18 protein-coding genes and 3 pseudogenes are annotated in these 25860 nt (G+C 57.7%); 12 read left to right on the top strand and 9 right to left on the bottom strand.

The window, feature by feature from the left end; all coding sequences use genetic code 11:
• Positions 1-79 precede the first annotated feature (79 nt).
• The 4 genes from LOY56_RS10920 (at position 80) to LOY56_RS10900 (ending at position 2956) form a co-directional block, all read left to right on the top strand.
• Entirely contained in the window at positions 80-700 is a 621-nt protein-coding gene (locus LOY56_RS10920; protein ID WP_258621688.1) for a DJ-1/PfpI family protein, read from the top strand.
• A gap of 415 nt (positions 701-1115) precedes the next feature.
• Complete coding sequence (locus LOY56_RS10910; protein WP_309474879.1) at positions 1116-1646, top strand: DUF2867 domain-containing protein; 531 nt, start codon at positions 1116-1118, stop codon at positions 1644-1646.
• A gap of 148 nt (positions 1647-1794) precedes the next feature.
• A complete protein-coding gene (locus LOY56_RS10905; RefSeq protein ID WP_258621686.1) occupies positions 1795-2184 on the top strand; it encodes a hypothetical protein in 390 nt (129 codons plus the stop codon).
• Between the two features lie 202 nt (positions 2185-2386).
• Positions 2387-2956, top strand: a complete 570-nt coding sequence (locus LOY56_RS10900) for a MepB family protein (protein WP_258621684.1) — start codon at positions 2387-2389, stop codon at positions 2954-2956.
• Positions 2957-2961: 5 nt separating this feature from the next.
• Here LOY56_RS10900 and tnpC read toward each other — a convergent pair whose 3' ends face one another.
• From tnpC to LOY56_RS10880, 4 genes are all read right to left on the bottom strand, one after another.
• A complete protein-coding gene (tnpC, locus tag LOY56_RS10895; protein WP_258621683.1) occupies positions 2962-4557 on the bottom strand; it encodes an IS66 family transposase in 1596 nt (531 codons plus the stop codon).
• Positions 4558-4618: 61 nt separating this feature from the next.
• The gene (gene tnpB, locus LOY56_RS10890) at positions 4619-4954 is read right to left on the bottom strand and encodes an IS66 family insertion sequence element accessory protein TnpB (RefSeq protein WP_258621681.1); all 336 of its coding nucleotides are present in this window, start codon (positions 4952-4954) and stop codon (positions 4619-4621) included.
• Positions 4951-5283, bottom strand: coding sequence for an IS66-like element accessory protein TnpA (tnpA, locus tag LOY56_RS10885; protein ID WP_258621679.1), 333 nt, complete (start codon positions 5281-5283; stop codon positions 4951-4953). Before tnpA ends, tnpB begins: the two co-directional genes overlap by 4 nt.
• A gap of 302 nt (positions 5284-5585) precedes the next feature.
• A complete protein-coding gene (locus LOY56_RS10880; RefSeq protein WP_258621678.1) occupies positions 5586-6167 on the bottom strand; it encodes a TetR/AcrR family transcriptional regulator in 582 nt (193 codons plus the stop codon).
• A gap of 134 nt (positions 6168-6301) precedes the next feature.
• Here LOY56_RS10880 and LOY56_RS10875 point away from each other — a divergent pair, with 134 nt between their 5' ends.
• Positions 6302-7513, top strand: coding sequence for an MFS transporter (locus tag LOY56_RS10875; RefSeq protein ID WP_258621676.1), 1212 nt, complete (start codon positions 6302-6304; stop codon positions 7511-7513).
• Here the strand turns inward: LOY56_RS10875 and LOY56_RS10870 are convergent.
• Positions 7452-8040: pseudogene (locus LOY56_RS10870) on the bottom strand (tyrosine-type recombinase/integrase). The gene LOY56_RS10875 and the pseudogene LOY56_RS10870 sit on opposite strands and share 62 nt — an antisense overlap.
• A 422-nt stretch (positions 8041-8462) precedes the next feature.
• Between LOY56_RS10870 and LOY56_RS10865 the strand changes: the two are divergent.
• Both LOY56_RS10865 and LOY56_RS10860 read left to right on the top strand, forming a co-directional pair.
• Positions 8463-10334, top strand: a complete 1872-nt coding sequence (locus LOY56_RS10865) for a hypothetical protein (RefSeq protein WP_258621674.1) — start codon at positions 8463-8465, stop codon at positions 10332-10334.
• A 110-nt stretch (positions 10335-10444) separates the two neighbouring features.
• Positions 10445-10854 (top strand): annotated as a pseudogene (locus LOY56_RS10860) (type I restriction endonuclease subunit R); the annotation flags it as partial.
• A gap of 225 nt (positions 10855-11079) precedes the next feature.
• Here the strand turns inward: LOY56_RS10860 and LOY56_RS10855 are convergent.
• Entirely contained in the window at positions 11080-11976 is an 897-nt protein-coding gene (locus tag LOY56_RS10855) for a LysR family transcriptional regulator (protein ID WP_258621672.1), read from the bottom strand.
• Positions 11977-12076: 100 nt separating this feature from the next.
• Here LOY56_RS10855 and LOY56_RS10850 point away from each other — a divergent pair, with 100 nt between their 5' ends.
• The 4 genes and pseudogenes from LOY56_RS10850 to LOY56_RS10835 all read left to right on the top strand — a co-directional run.
• Entirely contained in the window at positions 12077-12739 is a 663-nt protein-coding gene (locus LOY56_RS10850) for an NADPH-dependent F420 reductase (protein ID WP_258621670.1), read from the top strand.
• A gap of 615 nt (positions 12740-13354) precedes the next feature.
• Positions 13355-14512 (top strand): HD-GYP domain-containing protein, encoded by a 1158-nt coding sequence (locus LOY56_RS10845; protein WP_258621668.1) that lies wholly within the window; start codon positions 13355-13357, stop codon positions 14510-14512.
• 56 nt (positions 14513-14568) lie between these two features.
• The gene (locus LOY56_RS10840) at positions 14569-18969 is read left to right on the top strand and encodes a response regulator (protein ID WP_258621667.1); all 4401 of its coding nucleotides are present in this window, start codon (positions 14569-14571) and stop codon (positions 18967-18969) included.
• Positions 18970-19011: 42 nt separating this feature from the next.
• Positions 19012-19494 (top strand): annotated as a pseudogene (locus LOY56_RS10835) (EAL domain-containing protein); the annotation flags it as partial.
• Positions 19495-19708: 214 nt separating this feature from the next.
• Here the strand turns inward: LOY56_RS10835 and LOY56_RS10830 are convergent.
• Together LOY56_RS10830 and LOY56_RS10825 are read right to left on the bottom strand one after the other, a co-directional pair.
• On the bottom strand, positions 19709-21418 hold the full coding sequence (locus tag LOY56_RS10830) for an amidase (RefSeq protein WP_258621665.1): 1710 nt from the start codon (positions 21416-21418) through the stop codon (positions 19709-19711).
• A 248-nt stretch (positions 21419-21666) separates the two neighbouring features.
• On the bottom strand, positions 21667-22548 hold the full coding sequence (locus LOY56_RS10825; RefSeq protein WP_258622606.1) for a LysR family transcriptional regulator: 882 nt from the start codon (positions 22546-22548) through the stop codon (positions 21667-21669).
• A gap of 102 nt (positions 22549-22650) precedes the next feature.
• On the opposite strand from LOY56_RS10825, the gene LOY56_RS10820 reads away from it, so the two are divergent.
• Positions 22651-23721: an alkene reductase gene (locus LOY56_RS10820; RefSeq protein WP_258621663.1), complete on the top strand. Its 1071-nt coding sequence runs from the start codon at positions 22651-22653 to the stop codon at positions 23719-23721.
• A gap of 93 nt (positions 23722-23814) precedes the next feature.
• Here the strand turns inward: LOY56_RS10820 and LOY56_RS10815 are convergent, their stop codons facing one another.
• Positions 23815-25716, bottom strand: a complete 1902-nt coding sequence (locus LOY56_RS10815) for a potassium transporter Kup (protein ID WP_258621662.1) — start codon at positions 25714-25716, stop codon at positions 23815-23817.
• Between the last annotated feature and the right edge of the window lie 144 nt (positions 25717-25860).

Here is a 25860-nt window from a genome sequence, read left to right as displayed (position 1 = left end):
GCAACCGATTGATACGCTGCGAACACCAGCAAAGATGGCCGTTGCGTTTTGCACGCCAGCACTTTTCATGGAGCTCGCCTTGAAGAAAATCGTTCTGGTTGCTTTCGACCAATTCACTGATATCGACCTATTCCTGATGTGGGACATTTTAGGCCGCAACACTGAGGACTGGCACGTCCGAATATTGGGTTCTAGCTCTATCGTGCGATCGGCGCACGGCCTGCCTGTTTCGGTGCACGGTCCGCTTTCCGAGGCCAATAGTGCCGACGCGGTATTGTTCGTCAGCGGCAAGGAAGGGATACCCGCTGCACTTGCCGCCCCAGATTTCCTGCCGTCGTTTGAACTTGACTCCAGACGCCAGCGAATCGGCTCCATATGCGCCGGAGCTTTCATTCTCGAACGGCTTGGGCTGCTCAGCGACCAAGCAACTACACACCCGGATGCACGATCGAGCTTGCAAGCTCTGGGACTTGAGCCCGTGGACCAGCCACTTGTATGCCAGGGGAACGTTGCAACCGCTGGCGGATGCCTTTCGGCGCTCTATCTGGTGGGATGGTTGGTTGAATCCTGGTTCGATGTCGACAAGCGCCGCGCGACGTTGCTCCCTGTTCTGCCAGCTGGGCAGCAAGAGCTCTATGATGCCTTGATCGGGCTCAGTATCCGACAAGGAGAAGTTGGCGCCTCAACAACATCCAGTTAATCCATGCTCGCTCAGCGAGGCTCTGGACCTCATCAAGGCGTGGACATTGGTTATCCGGACGGCATCGCCACGACCCATGCGAGCTCCGCTCCTGGTGCGCTACTGCGCCTGGAACCTGAAGTTGCCGTGAACCCCACATTTGAATACGTACCTGATAGCCTAAGTAAGCACGCCGCAATATGGAAAAAGAGCCGCTTGTACAGCGAGATTCCTCCACTATGCAGATACCTCGTGTGCTTGGGAATGAGCAGTGAGCGCGGTTGTCCCTGTCCGGCTTGAAAGTCGGTAACCGTCACTTCTAAGCTAGACAAGCACTGACAGGGCAACAAGGAGCGTTATACGACAAGCCATTGCAACAAGAAACGTGACATGGCATGTCGCCTAATTAGTAGTTAGACCTCAGGAGAGATCCCCGATGCCCAGAGAATTCGAGCTCATTACGTCCGTGCCAGTCCCTTCGAGGTCCGGCATCTCCCACTTTTACAAGTCGATGAACCTAGCGGACGCTTTTGCGATTCGGCTCCCTGCGGGCACATCTAGCAATCCAGATTTGCTGGCTCGATTCATCTTTTCCCACCAGCCATCCTGGATCGGATGGCTCATGAAAGTCCGAGACACTATCGTTGCCTGTTTCGGTCTCAAGACAGCCAAACACTTGGCATCGCTTGCTAATCGGGTTGGAATCTTCAAGGTCTACAGCACGAACCAGACTGAAATCGTGTTGGGAGAGGACGACAAGCACCTCGACTTCCGGATATCGGTTCTGTGTTCTGGAGAGGCAGAGCCAGAAGGCAGTCACCAACTCGTTGTTTCAACCGTGGTCCAGTGCCACAACCGTCTAGGCCGGGCCTACATCTTCGTCATTGCCCCATTTCACCGCTTGGTTGTTAAGGCCAGTCTCCTGCGTGCAGCGCGCCTCGGTTGGCCTCTGGCTACCTGCCCCTAAGGCTGAAAACGCTGTGCGCCCCTCTGAAGTTTAACCCTTCCATCGAAAGGCTTGTTCCGGCAAGCCCTGGCAAGCTTCTCAAGTCAAACGTCAGGCCGCCAGGATTCATTCGCTCCATCTGCCGAACATCACTTAAGGAAAGGAAAATATGTCCAGGTCTGCGTTCAGCGCCAAGGTCTTCGCCATCTATTTGTTCGTCGTGGGTGCCGTGTTAGTCGTCGCGCCGAACTTCTTGCTGTCGATCTTCCGGATTCCACCAACCTCCGAGGTCTGGATTCACGTGGTTGGCGTTATCGCGTTCAATTTTGGCATCTACGCATGGGTCGCAGCCAAGCACGAAAACAGGCCATTTTTGGAAGCATCGGTGTACACGCGCTTCGTCGTCTTCGTGGCCTTCACTACCTTCGCTGTCGTTGGCCTCGCCAGTCCAATGATCGTTCTCTTCGGAGTAGCGGATCTTTTTGGAGGCATATGGACCTACTTCGCACTGAAAGCCGATGCTCAGTCGATCAGGTCTATCCTGGCGGACCAGCACTGAGGCCTAACTCTTCCATCGAGCGGTTGAATCCACAGTCGATTGCAGCCCTTCATGACAAGCAGAAATCGGTAAGCGGCTGGCTATCCCACCTTGCGCAATTACACGACGTAACCGCACGCAGCCCGCTTCGGCATGTCGAAGGGCGTAGCATATGTTCTGGAATGGGTCGTATGGTCAATGAGTCGTTTAGGAGTTGTTCCCGTTGAAATTCGATTTAACTGAACTAGACACAAAATATGCAGGCGCGGCAGACCCGGCCCTCGGCCATATTCCGAACGATCTGATAGCTGCTATCCAGGATGTGTACAAGCCGGCGGGAATGCAATTGACGGATCTGGCTCTACGCGAGGCTGAGAGTGTCGAGTATGGTGCCTCCCGCTTTGGCCTCGACGGACACACCATTGTCTTCCGTGTGGCTAAAACAACGCCGACGAAGATTGGACAGTTCGTCACAATATGGAAGCGCCCGACGTCAGGCAGCATCATTGCACCTCTCGATGTCGATGATGGCGTAGCCTTTGTTGTGGTGAGTGTGTTCGATGCAACTCATCGCGGACAGTTTATTTTCGACCAGAAAATACTGGCATCAAAGGGCATCATGGCGATTAACGGTAAAGGCGGTAAGCGCGCTATCCGCGTTTATCCACCTTGGGTCAAACCAGTCGCCAAAGAGGCCGTTAGGACACAACAATGGCAACTACGATACTTCCTTCCTCTTGAACAAAGCGGAAGCGCCGATTCCGTGCAGGTGCGTCGGTTATTTGAAGTTTAAGATCCTTATCCGTCATTCTTGAGCGTTCTGGGTAAGCCCGACGTCCACCTATGCGGCAGCAACTGATCAATTTCACTCGACCGCTGCGTCGGCAGACGCGTGAGAACGTCCTTCAAATAAGCATACGGATCATGCCCGTTGAGCCGCGCAGATTGGATCAAACTCATGATCGCCGCCGCCCGTTTTCCGCTGCGTAGCGACCCTGCGAAGAGCCAGTTCTTGCGTCCAAGAGCCCACGGCCGGATCTGGTTCTCTGCCCAATTATTATCAATGGGAACAGTTCCATCATCGAGGTAGCGCAACAGCGCTGCCCAGCGTTTCAGACTGTAATCCAACGCTCTGCTGATAGCCGAACCTTCGGGCACGAGATCGCGCTGCGCGATCATCCAGGCATGCAGCCTATCCATCACCGGTACGGCTTTTTCTTGCCGTATTCGGCGCCGTAAATCCGGATCCAGGTCGCGGACTTCACTTTCGATTTCGTACAGCAACTGGATACAGCGCAGGGCTTGCTCGGCGAGCATGCTCTTGTTGGTGGCATGCAATTCGAAGAACTTACGCCGCGCATGGGCCATGCAACCGATCTCCGTCACGCCGAGTTCGAAGCTGGCCTTGTAACCGCCAAAATCATCACAGACCAGCTTGCCCTTCCAGCCTTGCAGGAAGTTGCGAGCATGCTCACCAGCGCGGCTGGGACTGAAGTCATAGACGACAGCCGCTGTTTCGCAGAACTGGCTGGTGGCGTAGGCCCACACATAAGAGCGGTGAGTTTTCTTCGAGCCCGGAGCGAGCATCTGCACCGGTGTTTCATCAGCATGGATGACTTGCTGCCCAAGCACCACGTCGCGCAGCGCGTCGATCAGAGGCTGCAACTGCACGCCAGTTACGCCAACCCATTGAGCCAACGTTGAGCGCGGAATCGCCAAGCCAGCCCGACCGAAAATCGACTCCTGGCGGTAAAGCGGAAGATGGTCGGCAAACTTGGCGATCATGACGTGGGCAAGCAGCCCGGCGGTCGGGATGCCCTTATCAATGACCTGCGCCGGAACCGGCGCCTGGATAAGCGTTTCGCAGTCATCGCATACCCACTTACCACGGACATGGCGCTCAACGGTAAATACGCCGGGCGTGTAGTCCAGCTTCTCGCTAACGTCCTCACCGATGCGCTTGAGTATGCAGCCACATGGGCAGTGAGTGTTGTCAGGCTCGTGATGGATCAACGTGCGTGGAAACTCAGCCGGCAATGCAGTGCGTTTGGGCTTTTGCTTTTTCTCGGTCAGCGACGGAGCGGGTTGCAAGGCTTGAAGTTCAGCTTCAATCGCCGCGATATCGGTATCGATCAGGTCATCGAGCAAGCTGGCCTGCTCAGGATTCATCTGCTCGCTGCGCTTGGCAAACTTCAAGCGCTTGAGCTGAGCGATCTCGTGGGTCAGTTTCTCGATCACCGTTTGATCGCGGTTGATCTTATTGCTCATTGTCTCAACCGTCTTACCCAGCGCGTCGACTTGATGGTCGAGCGTCTCGACACGCTGCATCAACTGCGTCGCCAAAGCGCGCAGTTGTTCAGGGGGCAGGTGGTCGAGAGCGGGAAGAGAAGTCATGGTGCCGATTTTGCCAGACCTGACAATTCGCAGCGATAGATCGATAGGCTAATGGCAGCAGTTAAAGCAGTGTGATCTCACCGCCGGAGCCCACGCGTTGCCATGGCAGGCCCAACACTAAAGCCCGAAGTTGCTCGGCATCCAACTCTATTTCGGTGCCTTGGCGAATCCCTGGCCAGTGGAACTTGCCTTGATTCAACCGGCGAGCAGCCAGCCAGATCCCGAAGCCGTCATGCACCAGAACTTTCATCCGAGTGGCTCGGCGGTTGGCAAACAGATAAGCACAGTGCGGCTTCACCGCACCAAACACCGCGATCACTCTGGCTAATGCCGTCTCGGTGCCCGCGCGCATATCCATCGGCTCCGTGGCGAGCCAGATGGAATCGATTCGGATCATCGCAGTAAGTCTCGAAGAAAGGTCGCGCAGGCAGCAGCACTTTCAGTTGGCCAGTTCACTTTGACGGTGCCGCGCGGGTGCTGGATTTCGACGCAAATATTCGACGATGCCGCTTGCGAATTTGCTCCGGCCAGCTGCATGGGTAACGGAATAAATGCAGGTTGCAGCGCCGTGCTTTTCTGCGCTTGTACCCGAATCCATTTGTGGACGAGGTTTGCGTTGAGGCTATGGCTGAGGGCGATGCTGGCAATCGAAGCGCCGGGCTGGGCACACTCTTGAATGACCTGAGCCTTGAAGGACTTGGAGTAGGAACGGCGTTGTGGCTGCATGAAATACCCGCTTAAAAGGCTAAAACTGGTGCCCACTTAAATTTAAGTGCACACCATGTCCTGGCTTTGCGGGACTCGGTAGATGACTTGGCCAGACGGTTACTCTGAATCTGGGACGCGACCTTAATAGTCCAAAGTATTTACTCTGCGCCTCATAACCAACCGGGTGGGCCACAGGTTCGAGAATGGCACGATGTTCTGCGGCCTATGGTCCGTGCATACCAATACACTGATTACAATGCTCGCCCTCCCCCGTAAACAGGTATTACCTACACTGGACTCCGCCCCCTATGCTCCTGGTTTCAGCTACGGACGCCCTTAAGCAGAAGCTCAAGCGCCCCCAGGGCCTGCAACAGCCTATCTGAACCTGGCTCAGCTTCTGCGATCCAGAATGCTGCTTCGCACAAGGCACCATGGATCAGCATCGCCAATGCTTCGGGATCGGTTTGTACAACCGTCTCTTGCAGCATCAGTTGCTCAAGCATCTTTTGTAGGGAGGCTGCACAGTGCCGATGCGCTTCTGGTGGGGAGCTACCCAGAACAGCGCGCGCATCCCGCAATACGATGCGCTGTATCTCAGGCTCCTGTGCCATTTCCAGGTACATGCGACAGCGGTCCCTGAAAGCTTCCCATGCGTTGTCTGTACTGTCCGAAATCACTTGTAGCCGCGTGTCCATCTCCGCATCAATTTGAGCGACCACGGCCGTGAGTAAACCTTTCTTGTCGCCGAAATGATGGTAAAGCGCGCCCCTCGTCAGGCCAGCCAGCGCTGTCAAATCATCCATGGATGTTTCGGCATAGCCATGTTCGCTGAACACCTGGCGCGCGGTCTTCAGCAACGTGGTACGTGTTTCTTCCATATCAGCGCGTGTACGTCGAACCATGATATCTCCTAGACCAACAAGCCATTTACATTCACCGCGTATGATTATAGGATTTTAATCATACGCGGTGAATGTATATTCCCAGTTCAGCGACGCCCCGACAAGCTGAACTCATTTGATAAGGAGCATCGAGCATGGCCAATCCGTACCGAATACTGTTCCAAGCCCCCGGCACCAGGGGATTCTCCCTGGCAGGCCTCCTCGCCCGTTTACCGCTCCCCATGACAGGTATCGGCATCATCACCATGCTTTCGCAGTTGCGGGGCAACTACGCACTGGCAGGCGCGGTTTCTGCCACCTTCGTCCTGACCTATGCATTGATGTCACCGCAGGTTTCACGCATGGTGGATCGATACGGTCAACGCAGGGTACTACCGTTGTCTGCTGGCATCAGTGCTTTGGGTATTCTTCTACTGCTTGCCTGTACCTACTGGCATACGCCCGATTGGGCTTTGTTCGTGGCCGCTATGTTAGCGGGCTTCATGCCGAGCATGTCGGCCATGGTCCGCGCTCGCTGGACTGCGGTCTACAGGGGCAAGCCGCACCTGCAAACAGCTTACTCACTTGAAACCGTGCTGGACGAAGTGACGTTTATCGCAGGCCCCCCGATTTCCGTTGGTTTGAGCGTGGCCGTCTTCCCCCAGGCAGGACCATTAGCGGCAGTTGTACTGTTGGCGATTGGCGCACTTGCTTTGGCAGCACAAGTATCCACCGAACCGCCAGTAGAATACGCTGAAGAAATGAGCACGCGAACAGCCTCAATCTTTCGCTTGGCAGACGTCCGGCTATTAACATTGCTGATGGTCGCGATGGGCGTCATCGTCGGAACTGTCGATATCGTGAGTGTCGCGTTCGCTGAACAAATGGGCAGTCCGGCGGCGGCCAGTATCGTGTTGTCCTGTTACGCCATCGGCTCGTGCGCCGCGGGCTTGTTGTTCGGTGCGCTAAAACTGAAAACACCGTTGCACAAACTCTTGCTGTTGGGTGGCCTTGCAACTGCCGCAACGACACTGCCCTTGTTGATGGCCAGTAACATTGCCAGCCTCTCGGGAGCAGTGTTGGTGGCCGGGTTATTCTTTGCGCCCACGATGATTGTGGCGATGTCCTTGGTTGAGCGAATTGTGCCGGAACGACAATTGACCGAAGGCATGACCTGGTTACTGGCGGGCTTGAATGTTGGGGTGGCGATGGGTGCTGCAGCGTCGGGCCAACTGGTGGATATGGAAGGTGCTCGCTATGGATTTAACGTTGCTCTGGCAGCCGGAGCAGCTGTATTGCTGGTAGCTATTTGGGGGTATCGACGGATTCGAGAGCACTCGCTTGCGGCATCATTCCCATGTATCTGACGGTGCTTTCAAGCTTCCTGTGATCAGGCAGGAGTTGGACAGCTCTCAGGTTCTTCGTCCTGCGATAAATCAGCGATGCCTTGGTTCGCCGCAGCGTGTGAGTACCGTACAGGGTTGGGTCAAGGCCAATGACGATCACCCATGCTTGGACTATTCGAGCGTATTGCCTGGTGGATAGTTGATCTGAGTCGTGTAACCGGGAGGTGGGCCTGATGCATCCAAGCCTCCAGAACCGTTCGGGTTTGCTCAGTGATTTCAAATTGCGCTGGGTGCTGAATTTTCTGCTGCATAACGATGGCCCGTGACGACACATGTTGGGCTATGTCTCGTACTCTCAGTTTGGTTAAGTCACAGGCACCCAGCTTGCTGTCGATAGCCAAGTTGAAGAGAGCCAGATCCCGTGTCTTCTCCGCGAGTTGGAGTCTGACCCGGATGGCCCAGATACCTCTGACTCGGAGCGGGGCTTCCTGCCCGACAAGTTTTCCCTTGTTCCAAGGCTGATGGCTGTATGTAGCAATAGTGTTCATGGTTTGTCCTCCACGCTGAAGGAGGACAAGGGTGGATCAGTCACAGGGAGTGGTGGTCGCATTCGGCCAGAAGCGATCACTGAGTTTCATCCATCGAGCCATAACAAATCACGAACATAATGAAGCATCTCAAACGGATGCAGCCTAGAAATTAGCGCGACCAGGCACCGTTAACAAACCTCAGTCCATCGAAAAGGACACCGATACTCAAGGCCGCTCCGATAAAAGTGAGCTGAAATTTCTATCCACATCAACACGCTCTGGATGCCACTGGAAGTGACCTCATTGCGCACCCAACCAACTCGAGTGATAGGCAAGGTTTGGCGAAGGAGCAAATGAACATCAATCTTGTGTCGACATTTGGACAGTGATGGCAAGATGCCCCATAAAATATCCACCGATACCTCATCCAGGGAACGGAAATGGCAGCAGCGACACCATTCACTCCAGACCAGATCGCTCAAGCAATGAAGGCCAAAGCGCAAGATGCCTATGGCGAGAAGGTCACCGATCCATTTAGCGTCCGAGATATCGAGCAGCACCGGGCAGACGTTCACTACACGGTTACGGTTAACTACACGTGCCAATACAACAGCCGTCCGGTTCGCTATGCCACTGGGCCGATGTACGCACCGTCACAGATCATGGCGGTGCTAACCCACCGTCAAGGTGCGCTACTGGCCTACCCGGGTCACTACCGCGAGATGATGCTGACCAAGTTCCAAAGCAATGGAAATCTCTACCGCGAACCCATGAAGTTTCTCCTCACAAGCGATGGCGAGGTCTGCTGCAGTGTAGAGGACTGCAAAGGTTGTTCTGGGCAAGGGACCGTCAACTGCTCGACGTGTAACGGCCATGCCAGTTATACCTGCAGGCAATGCCACGGCCAGTGCCGACTGCGATGCACCGGATGCAGCGGTACCGGAAACAGCACGCACAGCCGTCACTGCACGGCGTGCGGGGGCTCGGGCGTTTACGCGGGCAACGGCAGGTGCAACCAGTGCAACGGCTCGGGCGTTGCCGGCCATACCTGCGGCCGCTGTCATGGCTCGACGATGATGACATGCGACGGGTGTCACGGTGGCGGCCGCCAGAACTGCACCATATGCAACCGGGGCCAAGTAACGTGCAATACGTGCAGCGGCGCACGACAATTGATCTACGAATACCACCTGGACGTCTACGCCGACACGAAGGTGCTTTACCGCTGGAGTAACCTGAGCGCTGGCTGGCTGGACCAGGCCATGAAAGACATGATCAACGCACCGCAGAGCCACACGGTTTTCAGTGTTGATCGCTATCAGTTGGCGAACGAAGACCCGAGCGTTTTTACCGCCACCGGTCACGTTGTCGCGGCACAGGCCTCAGTCTCATACCAAGGCACTTCAGGCAGTTGCCGGTTCATTGGGCCAACTCTGGAATCGGTGTTCCTCGACGGCGTCTTGAGTGGGGGATTCAAAAAGTCTGTCGAGGGTGTCAAAGATTTCAAAAACATCAAGAAAGTCAATACCGCATCCAGCTCCAGGATCGCGCGGCAGCTCATCAAGGAGACCGACGAGAATGTTGATGTTAAACACACTACGCCGGTAACCAAAGGCATTATCAGCCATGAAGACGCCACGATGTTCATCGGCGCAAGAGCCCAGTCTACGTTGCATATTTTGACGACTCGCCGCTCGTTCCGGTGGAGTGCTGTGTTCGGGTTCTCATTCCAAATTTGCAAGGTTCTAATCTGCCTGTATGCGCTGATGAGCATCCTGACCCATGGCACACCGACGGTGCTTGCGGGCAACGAAGGCTTCTTCGGCATCCTGGCGCTCATGCACAACCCTAAGCAGGTCCTAAGCGGGTTCGGGCAGCCCCTTAGCTACCTTGTGTATAACGTCGCGAGCAATCACGACTACTGGCAGCTGCTCTGTTGGATCATAGCGTCCATGATCTTTAACCGGTTCATGCTCTCCCTGATGGCGCCTCGAACGTGGGACTGGGCACAGCGGTCTTGGGCTCGGCTAATCCTCGTGAGCGTGCCTGGCGCGCTGTTGCTGAGCCTGTTCATGGCCATGCACCCGGATGGTTTCGTGCTACTGAGATTCACGTCGTTCGTCCCGAGTTTCCACTTCAGCCTAAGCACGATCCTCACATGGGTCATCCTCTACGTGCCGCAGATCTGGGTGCTCTCACTTGTGGTTTCGCTTGTTCGCTACAAAGCCGCAGGCGTGCAATGGGGCGTCCGGATGATGCGCATCCTCACTCAGTCGAAGGACGTTTCAGGGTATTGGCCGATGCTGAAGTAAGGGGACAGCCCAACGTTTTGCGATCAGTACCTATCTCCCCTGAGCCCGGTACCCGCCGGGCTGTTTCATGAGCGCGCGGCGAAAGTCTCGCATTCATTCCCGAGGTTGTACGAACAGCCTACCGCCTGAGCAAGCGCGCCGAACGCCAGGCGAATACGCCCTCAAACTTGGTAGTGATGTGGGCAGCGGCAAGCTCCATGTTCCGGAGAAGAAACGCTTGTCGGAAATCATCGAGGCGCTGAACGATATCTTTGGTGCCAAAGCGAGCGATGACGACCAGTTGCAGTTCCTCACAGGAATCGGTCAGCGCATCAGCCGCCAGGAAGATGTGATCGCCCAGGTAAACAATCACTCGGCGTATCAAGTGACGCACGGCCTGCTCCCAAACGCGTTCTGGACACTGTACTAGATGCCATGAACGTCCACGAAAAGCTTTCGCTGGAAGTGCTGGATACCGAGACCAAAAAGCCGCGCTCTTGCTTTGGTGATCTTGAAGATGCTGAAATCGGCAGCCGCACTAAATCCGGCCTGCGCGATGCCTGAACCACACAACCCCCATAAACGAAGCACGCGCCTATATCTGCTTTTTGCTGATTTCTGCCCGTCGTCCCCGGCAGCAATGGGTCCAGGCTGTGTGAGAACGCGCTAAATACCTCGACGGCCAGAAGCAGCCAGTCAATCAAACAGCAGCCTGCGACCGAGATCAGTCACAGATCAATGCGGCTGAGATAACTCAAAAATCTGCTCAATGAGCACCAAAGCGGGCGAGCGCAGCATCGATAAATCGTCGAAGTTTGGCTGTTCTCTGACGATTGGCCGTGTAGAGCAAATGCATTTGTCGGCTCGGTGCCTGGTAGTCAGCTAACAGTCGAACTAACCCACCGCTGCGCAACGCGGGCTCAAGAAAGTCTTCCGGTCCAAGGACAATCCCGAACCCGTCCAGTGCTGCCGACAGCAGTGCTTTGCTCTCATTGACCTGCAATCGACTGACGACTTGTACCCGCTCAACTGCGGAGCCTTTGCAGAATATCCATTCGCGGTCGGCCGGCCGGGACCAATAGGCATATCCCAGACACTCATGATTCTTCAGATCATCCGGTACTTGCGGCACTCCGCGGTCGGTCAGATAGCTCGGTGCCGCACAGGCTACCAACCGATAAGGCGCCAACGGCCTGGCGGTCAAACTGGACGCGGTCAATGGGCCAATCCTGAAAGTCACTTCATAACCCTCCTCCACCAGATCGACGAAGCGATCGGTCAAATGCAGATCGATTTCGACCTCCGGGTGCTGACGTAAAAACTCCGTCACAAAGGGCATGAGGCTATAGGAGCCGAACGTTACGGGAGCGCTGATTTTCAGTTTGCCGCGCGGGGTGTCGTTCATGATCTGCACAAGGGAGTCGGCAGCCTGAGCCTCGCTCAAAATGTGCTTACAACGCTCGTAGTAAGCGCTGCCCAACTCAGTCAGGCTCTGGCGTCGGGTGGTCCGGTTCAGTAGCCGCGCACCTAGCCGCTGCTCAAGCGCGGCAACATGTTTGGCCACCATCTGCGGCGACAGGCCCAATCGCTCGGCGGCGCTGGCGTAGGAGCCGGATTCCGCCGCCATCACAAACGCCCCCATGCTCGTCAGGCGATCCATCATTCAACACTCCTGGTAACGAGACTAAGTAATCGATGATCATTTATCTGTCCTTGGTTGGCAATCATCATGGTTTCTTCTTACCAACCAGCGGAGCAAGGTCATGCGTATCGGCATTATTGGGGCGGGCTTCATCGGACGTGCAGTGGCGCAATTGGTTATCGCGGCGGGACACGAGGTGATGCTCAGCAATTCACGTGGGCCACAGACCATGAGCAGCGTGCTCAGTGGAATTCCTGGCAGTCAGGTCGGCACTGCCGAGGACGCAGCACAATTTGGCGACGTTGTACTCGTGGCCATTCCTCTTGAGCATTACCGAAGCGTTCCGGCCAAATCGCTAGAAGGTAAAATCGTGCTGGATGCCAATAACTACTACCCGGAACGTGACGGTCACATTGCCGCGCTCGACCGATTCGAAACCACCACCAGCCGCCTGCTCGCCGAGCATCTGCCCCACTCCAGCGTGGTCAAGGTGTTCAATGCAATCCTCGCCCAGGACCTGCTGCAGGACTCGCGCCCGAAAGCAGCGCCCGACCGACGCGCACTGCCGATCGCGGCGGATGATCCGGCGGCGAAAGCGCTGGTGATCAAGTTACTGGACGAGATTGGATTCGACGCGGCAGATGCGGGCAGCCTTGATGAAAGCTGGCGATTCGAACGGGCTAAACCCGCCTACTGCATACCGCTGGATAAAGAGGGGCTGAAGGTCGCCTTGGCTGCAGCGCATCGGCAGACAGAATTGCCTGGGGGATCGTGGCGCCGCTGAATAGCCCACAAACCACTGGATCGAGAGAAGACCTGGAGCTGACAGAGGGTAATGTCAGCTTCAGGTCGGCTCCGACCTGTGACGGCCGGCAACAGTCGACCCAATAGGGACTGATTCAACGGGCAGCTTCAGGTCGATTTCAACCCTTCGCGACAGGCAGCATTCGGCCCAGGCTGTGTAAAAACGCAGATACGGTTTTGAAGTCTGCGTCGCTACGTAAAATCGGCCAATGATTGGTGTATCAGCGGCCCCTGAAATTTGCGTAGGAGCGCGATTTTCTTTCTGGTTCTGACTTTCAAACCTGCTCTAAACCGTTTTTTACACAGCCTCGGCCAGTAGCGGACGTTCGTCTTCGTCCGCGTACGACCCAAGCTACTACTCATACAGGAGGTGCCGGCAGTCTCGGAGATTCTTTCCTTTGAGCGGTTGCCAATGACGCATCGTAGCCAGTGAGGCTACATGGCCACATTCGCGCTTTGATACTTCTACGCTTCCCAGCGTAGCTCTGAAGCTGGTACGGCAGCCCAAGAGAAGTACAGCTAAGCTGTCCTCCATTGAGGGGGCAGAAAAACGTCACCCTTGGGATATCAGCATCTGGCAAGGGAGCCGTTCTCCATGAGTGCCGAACAGAGTCATCACCGTCAGGCCACTTTACTGGTGGTCGACGACACACCTGATAACTTGATGCTGATGACCGATCTGCTAAAGGATCGCTACCGTGTCAAGGCTGCCAATAGTGGTGAGAAGGCTCTCCGGGTGCTGCAGGGAGACTCGCTACCAGATTTGATTTTGCTTGATGTCATGATGCCGGGACTGTCCGGCCACGAGGTGGCGGACCAGCTCAAGCACGATCCGCGAACCCGCGATATTCCCATCATTTTCCTCACCGCCCTGGCGGCAATCGAGGATGAGATTCATGGCCTGGAATTGGGCGCGGTCGACTACATCACTAAACCGATCAATCCGTCATTGGTTCTGGCGCGGGTGGATACCCAGCTCAAGATCAAGGCCGCAGCGGACTTCCTCCGCGATCAGAACGACTACCTCGAGAAGGAGGTGGAGCGCCGCACCCGAGAGGTGATGGCCATCCAGGACGTGACCATCCAGGCCATGGCTTCCCTGGCGGAGACGCGCGACAACGAGACCGGCAACCACATCCGGCGGACTCAACACTACGTGAAGGTGTTGGCTGAGCAGTTGCGCGATCATCCTCGCTTCAACCATTTTCTCAACGACGAGACAATCCGCCTGCTGTTCAAGTCGGCGCCGTTGCATGACATCGGCAAGATCGGCATTCCTGACCATATTCTCCTCAAGCCGGGGCGTTTCACCGCAGAGGAGTTCGAGATCATGAAGACACACACCACGTTGGGGCGTGATGCCATCCAGCGCGCAGAGGATCAACTTGGTGTTCAGGTGGACTTCCTCAGTCTGGCCAAGGAAATCGCTTACAGTCACCAGGAAAAATGGGACGGTAGCGGGTATCCCCAGGCGTTGGCCGGCGACGAGATTCCCATCAGCGCCCGGCTGATGGCGGTGGCGGATGTCTATGACGCCTTGATCAGTCGACGGGTGTACAAACAGGGCATGCCTCACGAGGAGGCCGTCGAGATCATCCGGCAGGGGCGAGGTTCACATTTCGACCCAGACATCTGCGACACATTCCTGGCTCACGTCGAACAGTTCCAGGCCATTGCGCAGCGCTTTGCCGACAGCGATCAGGACATGGCCAAGCAGTTGGCCGCCTTGGAGCGTATCGCCCAGAAACCTTGAGCGAAGTCCCGCAGCCGCCTTCGCCAGTTTCTTCATTGTGGTCACTAGGTTATCTCATGGTCAGATTACGCACGTTGCTTGAGCGTCTCCCGCTTCGCCACAAGCTGATCCTCGGCTTTGCCACCCTCCTGCTTTTGGTGCTGGTACTCGGTGTGCAGAGCTTGCGTACTCAGGAGTCGCTGAAGCAGAACATGCAGAATCTCTATCGCCAGGAGCTTGTGGGCATGGAACACCTGCACGAGGCGCGGGTGCAGTTGCCGCATCTGGTGCAGACGTTGCAGCGTGCCGTGGGTACGAACAGCGCGGATATCCGCATCGAATCACTGAAACAGCTACGTGATACTCAAAGCCGTCTACAGCAGGCCCTCGCCCAAGCCAAACCAACCCTCAGGCGTCCGGAAAATCTCGCACGTCTCGCCGAGTTTGACGTGCTGCTGCAACAACTGGAGCGTGATAGCGAGCAGGCCTTCCAATTGATTGATCAGGGCCGCCAGGGCCAGGCATTACTGCTGCTCAACAGCAGTGAGTTCCAGCAACTCGACCAGCAGGCGGACGCCCTGTTGTACGCAGTCGCCCAAATTAAGGAGGCCTCGATCCGCGACACGGCCAAGGAGATTGCCGACTTTGCCGAGCGCAGCACCACGCTTACCTACATCCTGCTGCTCGGCGGCTTGGCGCTGGCGCTACTGCTTTGCTGGCTGGTTAGCCAGTCGATCCGCAACCCGCTCAACCGAGTGCGAGTCGCCGTGGACCAGCTAGCTGCAGGAAAGCTCGACCAACCGATTCCGCACACTGACTTGAACAACGAGACCGGCGACTTGGCGCGGGCTATCGCCAAACTGCAGATCGAATCTCAACAACTGGAGCGCCAGCGGTCGGTCAAGGCGCAAATCGCCCAGTTGCAGATCGACCTGCAGCAGGCAGAGGCGCCCGGTGAACTGGCGCAGGTGTTTCTTCAACACATGGCGAACCTGCTCGGTATCTGTCAGGGAGTTCTCTATAGCGCCCACCAGGACTCCACCCGACTGGTGTTGATGGGCGGCTATGCCACCGATTCCAATCGGCCACCGCAGGCGCAGGTCATGTTCGGCGATGGCCTGCTGGGTCAGTGCGCGGTCGATCGCCAAGCACGCCTGATGCAGGCGCTGCCGGAACAATATTGGCGCCTGCACTCGCCGCTCGGCGAGATCCCGGCCACTTGCCTACTGCTGCAACCGATTCTGCGTGGCGAGCGGCTGCTGGGCGTGCTCGAACTTGCCGGATTAAAGGCCTTGGATGATGACCAGTCACTGCTGCTCCAGGAAGCCACCCCTCGCTTGGCTGCGGCGATGGCTATCCTGGAGCGTAATCAGGCCGTCCAGGCACTGCTGGAGGAAACTCGTCGTCAAGCCGATGAAATGGCCGGGCAAACGCTGTTGTTGGCGCGCCAGGCTCAGGAGCTGGAAGCCCAGCAATCCGCGCTGCGCGCCACCGAGGCCTGGTACCGAGGGATCATCGAGGCGGCACCGGACGGCATGTTGGTGGTGGGCGCTGACGGACGCATCCTGCGGACCAACCGGCAATTGGATCGGTTGTTCGGCTACAGCGCCGGCGAGTTGGTGGGCGAGGCTATCGAGCGTCTGGTACCGATCGCGAGTCGCGGGCGCCACGTCGAGCTGCGCAACAGCTTCATGGCCCATGGCGATACTCGACAGATGGGTGCCGGTCTGGACGACCTGCAGGGCGTGCGCAAGGACGGCAGTCTGTTTTCCGTGGAGATCGGCCTGTCACGCTTGCCTAGCCTTGAAGGAAGCGGAATATGTGTGTGCGCCTCGGTGCGCGACGTCAGCGAGCGTCGCCAGCTGCAAGCGGCGCTCAAGGTCAGCGAAGCACAACTGCGCGCGGTACTCGACAGCAGCCCGGTAGCGATGCTGATCAGGGATATTGAAGGCCGTCCGACCTACTGCAACCCGCAGTTCGAACACCTGTTCGGCGTCGATATTGTTCAACTCGAAGGGATAGATCCGGGGCGTTTCTGGGTCGATCAGCAGGCACACCAGCGCTTTATCGAAGCAGCGGAGCTGGGCGCGGTGCTGAACTTCGAGGCCACTCTGCAGCGTAGCGAGGGGGAGCGCTTCGATGTGCTGGTTTCGGCGGTGACGCTGGAGCAGCGCGAGCGAGTCAGTCGCGCCAACTGGTACTTCGACATCACCGACCGCAAGGCCGCCGAGGCGGAAGTGCATCTGGCGCGGGAGATTGCCGAGGAAGCGACCCGGGCCAAGAGCGATTTCCTGGCCACCATGAGCCACGAGATCCGTACGCCGATGAACGCCATCATTGGCATGAGCCACCTTGCCCTGCGCACGGACCTGGACCATCGGCAGCGCAACTACATCGAGAAGGTACACCGCTCGGCGGAGAATCTGCTGGGGATCATCAACGACATCCTGGATTTCTCCAAGATCGAGGCCGGCAGGATGCACCTCGAGTACATTCCTTTCCACTTGGAAGACGTGCTCGACGGCTTCGTCAGCATGATTGGCCTGAAGGTCGAGGACAAGGGCCTGGAACTGCTGTTCAGCACCCCGGCGGGGCTGCCGACTGCGTTGATCGGCGATCCGTTGCGCCTGAGCCAGGTGCTGATCAACCTTGGCAACAATGCAGCAAAGTTCACCGAGCAAGGCGAGGTCGTGGTGAGCGTGGAGCGACTGGGTGGCGGCGAGGAGCAGGCACAGCTGCATTTTTGGGTGCGCGATAGCGGCATCGGCATGAGCCCCGAGCAATGCAGTCGGCTGTTCCAGCCGTTTAGCCAGGCTGATAGCTCCACCACGCGCAAATACGGTGGCACCGGCCTGGGCCTGGCCATTTCCAAGCACTTGGTGGAGCTGATGGGCGGACGTATCTGGGTGGAAAGCGAGCTCGATCAGGGCTCGATCTTCCATTTCGAGGTGAGCCTCGGCGTTCAGCGCGACGCTCAGCCGCGGCGAATGTTTACTGCCGATGAGCTACTAGGCGTTCGCGTGTTGGTGGTCGACGACAACGCCAGTGCGCGCGAGATTCTCTCCAGCATGGCGCGCAGTTTTGGCGTCGAGGTGGACGTGGCGGAGAGTGGGCGGGTGGCGTTGGGGAGGTTGGTCGAGGCGGAGCGCAAGACATTGCCCTATGACTTGGTGTTGATGGATTGGCGCATGCCCGGCATGGACGGCGTGGAGACGGTGCGTCAGATGCACGCCGCCAATCTGGCACAAACACCTTCGGTCATCATGGTCACCGCGTTCGGGCGCGAAGAGGCACGCGAGGAGGCCAGCCGGCACGGCATCCAGTTGCCGGTGGTACTGACCAAACCGGTCACCCCATCGACGCTGCTCGAGGCCATCGGCACTGTGCTTGGCAAGACTCCCCAGGCCGATACCCGGGCCGGCGAACGATCCGGACAGAGCGCCGGTGCCATGGCCAGCCTGCGTGGAGCGCGCTTGCTGCTTGTCGAAGATAATGAACTGAACCGCGAACTGGCCTGCGAGCTGCTGGGCAGCGCTGGCATTGAACTGTGCGTGGCCATCCATGGCGAAGAGGCACTCGACCTGTTGGCGCGCGATGACGATTTCGACGGCGTACTGATGGACTGCCAGATGCCGGTGATGGACGGCTATACCGCAACCCGCAGGATTCGCGAGCAGCCGCGCTGGGTGGGGTTGCCAGTGATCGCCATGACCGCCGACGCCATGGCGGGAGACCGTGAGCGAGCCCTGGCCTGTGGCATGAACGACCATATCTCCAAACCGCTGAACGTCGAGGGCATGTTCGTCACCCTGGCCAAGTGGATTCACCCCAGGCCCGGTCGTACCGCCCACGCAACCGAAGTCTCACCGCTCCCCAAGGTTGTCCCCATGGGCCTGCCCGTTGAACTTGCCGGTATTGATCTGGCTGCCGGCCTGGCCACCAGTATGGGCAAGGTCGAACTCTACCTGCGCCTGCTGCGCAAGTTCCGCTCCAGCCAGGGTGCTTTTCGAGCTGAGTTCTTGGTCGCGCGAGGCGATGAAGATCCTTCGGCGGCAACACGACTGGCCCATACCCTGCGTGGCACTGCGGGAAACATTGGTGCAAAGGCCGTCGCGGATGCTGCCATCGCCTTGGAGCAGGTTTGCCTGGCCGGCGCCCAGGAGGAGATCGTAGCTGACCGGCTGTTGGCGGTGGAGCGTTGCCTGAATCTGGTGCTGGAAGGATTGGTGGAGCTAGCGGAACCGCGGCCATCCACCGAGTGGGTGCCTGCGTCACATTCTGAAGCCGAGTTGCGGGAGCGGTTGGCCCAAGTCAGGGACCTGCTGGCCGAGAGTGACACACAAGTGCTGGCAGTCCTGCACCAATTACAGGGGCTGGCGTCAGACCCCAGGGTGGCCGAGCAGTTGCGTCGAATCGTCCGGCACGCCGAGCGCTTCGATTTCGACCAAGCCCTGGAGCTATTGGAGAACCTGACCTGACCCGGCCAAAGGAACCGGAGAGTCGGCACCGAAGGTGCCGGGCAGTTTATTCAGATCGCCGAGCAAAGTGGTCTTATCGTGCCCATTGGCGAATGGGTCATAAGCGAACGCTGCCGCCAGGGCCAGGGGTGGCGCGAAGCTGGTATTCCACCTGTACGGATTGCGTTAAACCTGTCGGCCGTGCAATTCAGTCACGGCGATATCGAAGGTACGATCCGGCGTGCTCTGATCGAGTCTGAGTTTGATCCCAACTTTCTCGAACTTGAACTTACGGAATCGGTGCTCATTCGCAACACCGAACAAGTGCTTACCACCGCCCTGCGCCTCAAGCAGCTTGGCGTGATGGTCTCCGTGGACGATTTCGGCACCGGTTATTCCAGTTTGGCTTATCTCAAGCGTCACGCACTTAACCTTCGCACGATAGCGGAAGGCGTCGAAGACGAAGCAACGCTCGTATACTTGCAACAGTTGGAATGTGACGAAGTGCAGCGATATCTGATTGCCAAGCCGATGCCAGAACCCTGAAGCGACATCGCCAAAGTCATAGCATGGACGATCGCATGTCAAAAAACCTTTTCTTGGAGAGATCCAGAACTGGACGCTGAGCAAATTAAACCTCTGCAAAAGCGTCGACTCTCGAAAGTGCTGGATAAACGTATATGGCTCGGTCCCGCGCTCTAGCGTGCCGTTACCAAGCGGGATTAGAGCGTGTCCTGCCCCAATCCCGCCCTGTCTATTTTTAGACACCCGACAATGGCGGGGTTCGAGGCGGGATCAATCGCTTCGTCCCCATCGACTCAAACGCCGAAGCCAAGCGAAGCAGCGTCGAATCGTCATAGGCGCGACCGGCAAAGGTCAGCCCGACGGGCATGCCGATGTCCGGCATTATTCCCATCGGCACCGTGACCGTAGGAACACCTAGGTGGCGGATGGCGAGATTGCCATTGGCGACCCAGACACCGTTACTCCACGCGATATCCGCAGACGTCGGATCGACATCGGCATTCGCCGGCCCGACGTCGGCCACCGTCGGGAAGATCACCGCGTCGAGCCCCAGCCGGTCCATCCACTCTTCAAGATCGATCCGGCGCGTTTGCTCAAGGCCACGTAGCCCGTCAGGCACCGTGGTGATCTGGTCCCAAGGAGTGATGCCGCGCTCTGCCATTCGCACATACTCTTCCATGCCCGCGGCAAGGTCGCCCTCTCGGTTAGGCAGCGTTCCCGGGTCGTGCGGAAAAATCAACGGCCCGTTCACATCGACCAGGCGATTGAGTGTTGGATCGCCGTTGGCCTGCAGAAAATCGTCGAACGCCCAAGCTGTCAGATCCCATAACTCATGGTGAAGGAACTCTTTGGACACCAGGCCACGGTTGAACACCGTCGGTGCACCAGGACGATCGCCCTCGCAATTGGAGACCAGCGGGAAGTCGACCTCGATCACCTCGGCTCCGGCAGCTTCAAATGCCTTGCGAGCCTCTTCCCAAAGACCGATCACCGAGGCACGGGTGTTGATTCGCTGACCCGTCGGACCACCGATGCCAGGCGCATCGCTGGTGCCTGCATCGGGATCTGCATTGATGTACATACGAGGAACGCCGAAGCGCTTTCCGGCGAGGGCATCGGTATTTGCGGCAAGCGACCCATAGGAAGCGGGACGCACCGAGGCGACACTCGGAATGGGCACCCAGGGTTGCATCCGCCACAGATCGCCCCGTGTGTCGGGATCGTCCGCCACTATCACGTCGAGCACTTCGAGCAGGTCGGCCATGGTTCTGGCAAACGGCACGACAACGTCCATGGTCGGCGTCAACGGCCAGTTGCCGCGCACCGAGATCACCCCGCGCGAAGGCGTATAGGCACACAAACCATTGTTCGAGGCAGGGCCCCGGCCGCTCGACCAAGTCTCTTCGGCGAGGCCGAAGGCTGCGAAACTGGCGGCGGTTGCCGTACCGGCGCCGTTCGATGAACCCGATGCGAAAGGGGCAGTGAGATAATCAGCGTTGTACGGGCTCTCGGCACGGCCATAGACCCCACGCTGCATGCCGCCGTTGGCCATGGGCGGCATATTGGTCTTGCCCAGGCAGATCGCGCCGGCGGCACGAAGCCGTTCGATGGTGAACGCATCGCGATAAGCAATCAGGTTCGCGAAGGCGGGACTTCCAGAGGCTGCGGTGAGCCCCTTCACCAGATAACTGTCTTTGGCCGTATAGGGAATGCCGTCGAGCGGCCCTAGCGTCTGGCCCTTGGCCCGACGGGCATCGGACGCCTGCGCTTCCTTGAGCGCATCGGGGTTGCGAACCACCACTGCGTTGAGGGCGGTGGGCGTGTCGGGGCCGTCGTAGGCATCAATCCGGGCGAGATAGGCCTGGACTAGCTCAACCGCCGTCGTCTGGCCCGATTCGAGCGCAGCACGCAGTTGAGCAATGGAGACCTCGGTGACCTCAATCATGCTGTTACCGTCGGCGGCTGATGGGTGGCTGGATCTTGGACTCAAAGGCATCACTTATCTCAAAAGGGGTTTTCATATTGGTTCTCGTTGCACTGCATCAGCGCGGTCGATTATTCACAATATGGGCTCAACATCTTTATTTCAGGGCGCTTGATGCAGGATCTGCGATCAATACGCTGTGCGTACGTTGTACCCGTGATTTTGCATAAGATAGAGAAAGAACGCACGCCATGAACAGCCCTGGAACATTACGCATCCTGAAGTCGCTCACGCAAAAACTCGATAAACCGCTGGGTTTTCGCTGGCAACAGCCGCGTCTCGGTGAGGGCGTAAACCGAGACGGGTGAAGCCTGCCACTGCGGCAAGACTCTGCGCAGTGTGCCATTGGCAAGGTCTTGCGCAACGATGCCTTCGGCCAGCAACGCGATCCCCAGATCCAGCGTCGCCAGACGTCGAATCATGCCCACGCTGTTGAGTTCGAATCGACCGTCAACTTCCACCTCCAGCTCCCCTTCACTGCCGGAGAGTATCCAGCGGTCAGCGCGCGAGCTGCGCATACGCAGGCATTCGTGGCGTGTCAGATCCGAGGGCTGAACAGGGTCGCCGTGCAGCTCAAGATAACGGGGCGAGGCGTAAAGACAGCGGCGAAAAGTGGCGAGCTTGCGGGCTATCAGGTTCGAACTCACGGGCTCGCCCATGCGAATGACCACATCGACCGGCTCACTCACCAGATCGACCTGACGTGGCGTCAGGTCAAACTCGAAGTCGATACCGGGATACAACTGGGCAAACTCCGCAATCAGCGGCGCCAGGTAGAGAGAGGCGAAATCCACTGGGAACGAGGCCCGCAGCACGCCACTGGGCTGGGCAAGCATTTCGCCGAGCTGCTCGTGCGCGAGCCGGGCTTCGTCGACGATGCGTTTGCAGCGATCGAAGTACACCTGCCCCGCCTCGGTCAGCTCGATTTTGCGCGTGGTGCGATGTAAAAGCCTTAGCCCGATTTCCTTCTCGAGGCCACTTATCCGGCGTGACAGCGTTGAGTTCGGCATCCCCATCGCCTCGGCCGCACGGCGAAAGCTGCGCGCCTTCACGACTTCGACGAACAGCGCCATGTCGTTGAGAAACTCCAATGTCATTGCTCCATCAGTGGATCAGTCAATTCTGTTTTACCGGATTTATCCCGAATTCGGATTGATCAATGATAGCCACATCGTTTCCTGAGGAGTACCGCAATGCATTCGCTTTTTGCTCAAGTCCAGATCGGTCGTCTTACACTGTCCAATCGCATGGTCATGGCCCCGATGACGCGTTCGCGTTCCAATGACGCAGGGGTACCTACCGAGCTGGTGCCGACTTACTACGCGCAGCGCGCCGGTGCCGGGCTGATTATCTCTGAAGGGGTGTTCCCTGTAGCCCTTGGCCAGGGTTACGTGCGCACCCCCGGTATCGAAACCGCCGAGCAAGTGGCCGCCTGGAAGCAGGTTTGCGATGCCGTACATGCTCGCGGCGGTCGAATCTTCATGCAGCTGATGCATTGCGGACGTATTTCGCACCCTTCGCTGTTGCCTGACGGCGCCCTGCCACAGGCCCCCTCCGCGATCAAACCCGCCGGCCAGACCTGGACAGCCACAGGCCTGCAGGACTTCGTCACCCCACACGCGCTGAGCGTGATCGAGATTGCCGCGGTCATCGAGGGTTACCGTCAGGCCGCACGCCTGGCCATCGAAGCCGGTTTCGATGGTGTCGAGCTGCATGGCGCGTCGGGGTATCTGCCTGAACAGTTTCTCTCGACGGGCAGCAATCAGCGCACGGATGAGTACGGTGGATCGGTTGAAAACCGTGCTCGCTTTGTACTGCAGGTGCTGAACGCCATAGCGACGGAAATTGGCAGTGATCGCGTCGGCATCAAGCTCTCCCCTGAAATGAACTTCAACGACATCGTCGATGCCAACCCGCAAGAAACCTACACCCATCTGGTCGAGCAATTGCGCGGGCTGAATCTCGCGTATCTGCACGTTGCCCTGTTCGGCGCCAGCATCGATTACCACGCCTTGTTGCGCCCACTGTTCAATGGCAGCTACCTGATCGGTGGCGGGCTCGATCAACGCTCCGCCGAATCCCTGATCGCGGAGGGCCGGGCCGACGCAGTGGTGTTTGGCAACGCATTCCTCGCCAACCCCGACCTGCCCGAGCGTTTTCGCACAGGCGCCGAACTTAATGTGCCGGATAAAGACACGTTCTATGCACCGGGTGCGCAGGGGTATATCGATTACCCGGCCATGAGCTCGGCTCATAGCGCCTAAGTGGCACTGCAAGGCTAAAAACCTGGTGCAAAACCTTGTGGGAGCGGCGGTCGGCGATCCCACAGGGATGTGCGTTTGACTGACCGTTGCCGTCTACATTTCGACCTGCGTGCCCAGTTCTATCACGCGATTGAGCGGTAACTTGAAGTATTTGAGGTTGCTGTTGGCGTTCTTCAGCAAAAACGCGAACAGGCTTTCGCGCCAACGGGCCATGCCTATACGCTTGGTCGGGATGACCGTCTCTCGGCTAAGGAAGTAAGTGGTGCGCATCGGGCTGAAATCCAGCTCTTTCAAATGACAGAGGCTCAACGCCAGCGGTACGTCGGGCTCCTCTATAAAGCCAAAGTGCAAACTCACCCGAAAGAACCCTTCACCATATGCCTCGACCTCGAAGCGTCGATCCTCGGCCACACGCGGGCTGTCTTCAGACACCACAGTGAGCAACACGACCTGTTCGTGCAGCACCTGGTTATGCAACAGGTTGTGCAAGAGCGCATGAGGGACAGCATCAGCCCTGGCCGTCAGAAATACCGCTGTGCCCTGCACACGATGGGGAGGTTGCGAGCCGATGCTGCTGATGAACAACGGCAGCGGCAGAGAGGTTTCATCCAGTCGCTCGACAATGATCTTCCGGCCCCGTTTCCAGGTGGTCATCAAAATGAACAGGGCAATACCTGCAATGACCGGGAACGCACCGCCCTGGAAAATCTTCGGTGCGTTGGCGGCGAAGTACAGGCTGTCCACCACGACAAAACCCAATAGCATCGGAATTGCCAGCCAACGAGGTGTTTTCCAAAGCAGCAAGGCGACGGCCGAGGACAAAATGGTCGTAATCAGCATGGTCCCCGTCACGGCCACGCCATAGGCCGCCGCCAGCGCACTGGACGATTCAAAGCCGATGACCAGCAACACGACGCCGACCATCAGCGCCCAGTTCACCATGCCGATGTAAATCTGCCCCTGTTCCTGGCTGGAGGTGTGCTGGATAAACATGCGCGGTACGTAACCCAGCTGAATGGCCTGACGGGTCAGTGAGAACGCGCCGGAAATCACGGCTTGGGAAGCGATGATGGTTGCCAGTGTCGAGAGCGCGACCATCGGCAGCAGCGCCCAGTCAGGTGCCAATAGATAGAACGGATTACGGACCGCTTCAGGGTTCCCGAGGATCAGCGCGCCCTGACCAAAGTAGTTGAGCACTAGGCCGGGGAGCACCAGGATGAACCAGGCACGAGCAATGGGTTTGCGGCCGAAGTGGCCCATATCGGCATACAGTGCTTCAGCACCGGTCAATGCCAACACAACGGCGCCCAGAATGGCCACGCCAATGCCCGGATGAACCACGAAAAATTGCACCGCCCACGCAGGATTCAACGCTTGCAGAACTTCCGGCCGTTGCAAGATGCCGTAAATGCCGAGTCCGCCCAACACCACAAACCACAGCACCATGACCGGGCCGAACAGGATGCCGATACGCGCCGTGCCATGTTTCTGTATCAGGAACAGTGCTACCAGGACGACCACGGACAGCGGAACCACCCAATGCTCAATGCCATCGAACGCAAGCTGTAGCCCTTCAACCGCAGAGAGCACCGAAATGGCCGGGGTGATCATGCTGTCGCCGTAAAAAAGTGCCGCGCCAAACAAGCCAAGCAATACCAGCACCCTGCTCATTTTGGGATACGGCGCCGCGGCCCGACGTGCCAGTGCCGTCAAGGCCATGATGCCCCCCTCGCCCTGGTTGTCGGCGCGAAGGATAAACAACACGTACTTGATCGAGACGACCCAAATCAGTGACCAGAAGATCAACGACAGAATGCCCAGTACACCGTCGTGATTGGCCTGGACTCCGTAGTGACCGGCGAACACTTCTTTGAGGGTGTAAAGAGGACTGGTGCCGATATCCCCATAAACCACGCCCACCGCGGCGACGAGCAAACCCACGCCTGATGTTTTGGAGTGGGACTCTTCATGGGCAGGGATTGCTGTTTCGCTCACGGGTCGCTTCTCTGAGACGGAGGGAAAAGGAACTGACCTCAAGTCAGCCGGGGGACGAAGGATCGCAGGCATTATTGATGATCAAAAAACACGGCAAGTATCGTCGCGAGGGAGAATATCCACCGTAAAAAAAACGTAAAATTC

Origin of the sequence: Pseudomonas sp. B21-048 (assembly GCF_024748615.1) — a bacterium.
In the GTDB taxonomy this organism is placed as follows: domain Bacteria; phylum Pseudomonadota; class Gammaproteobacteria; order Pseudomonadales; family Pseudomonadaceae; genus Aquipseudomonas.
This window is presented reverse-complemented; position numbering and strand designations above follow the sequence as displayed.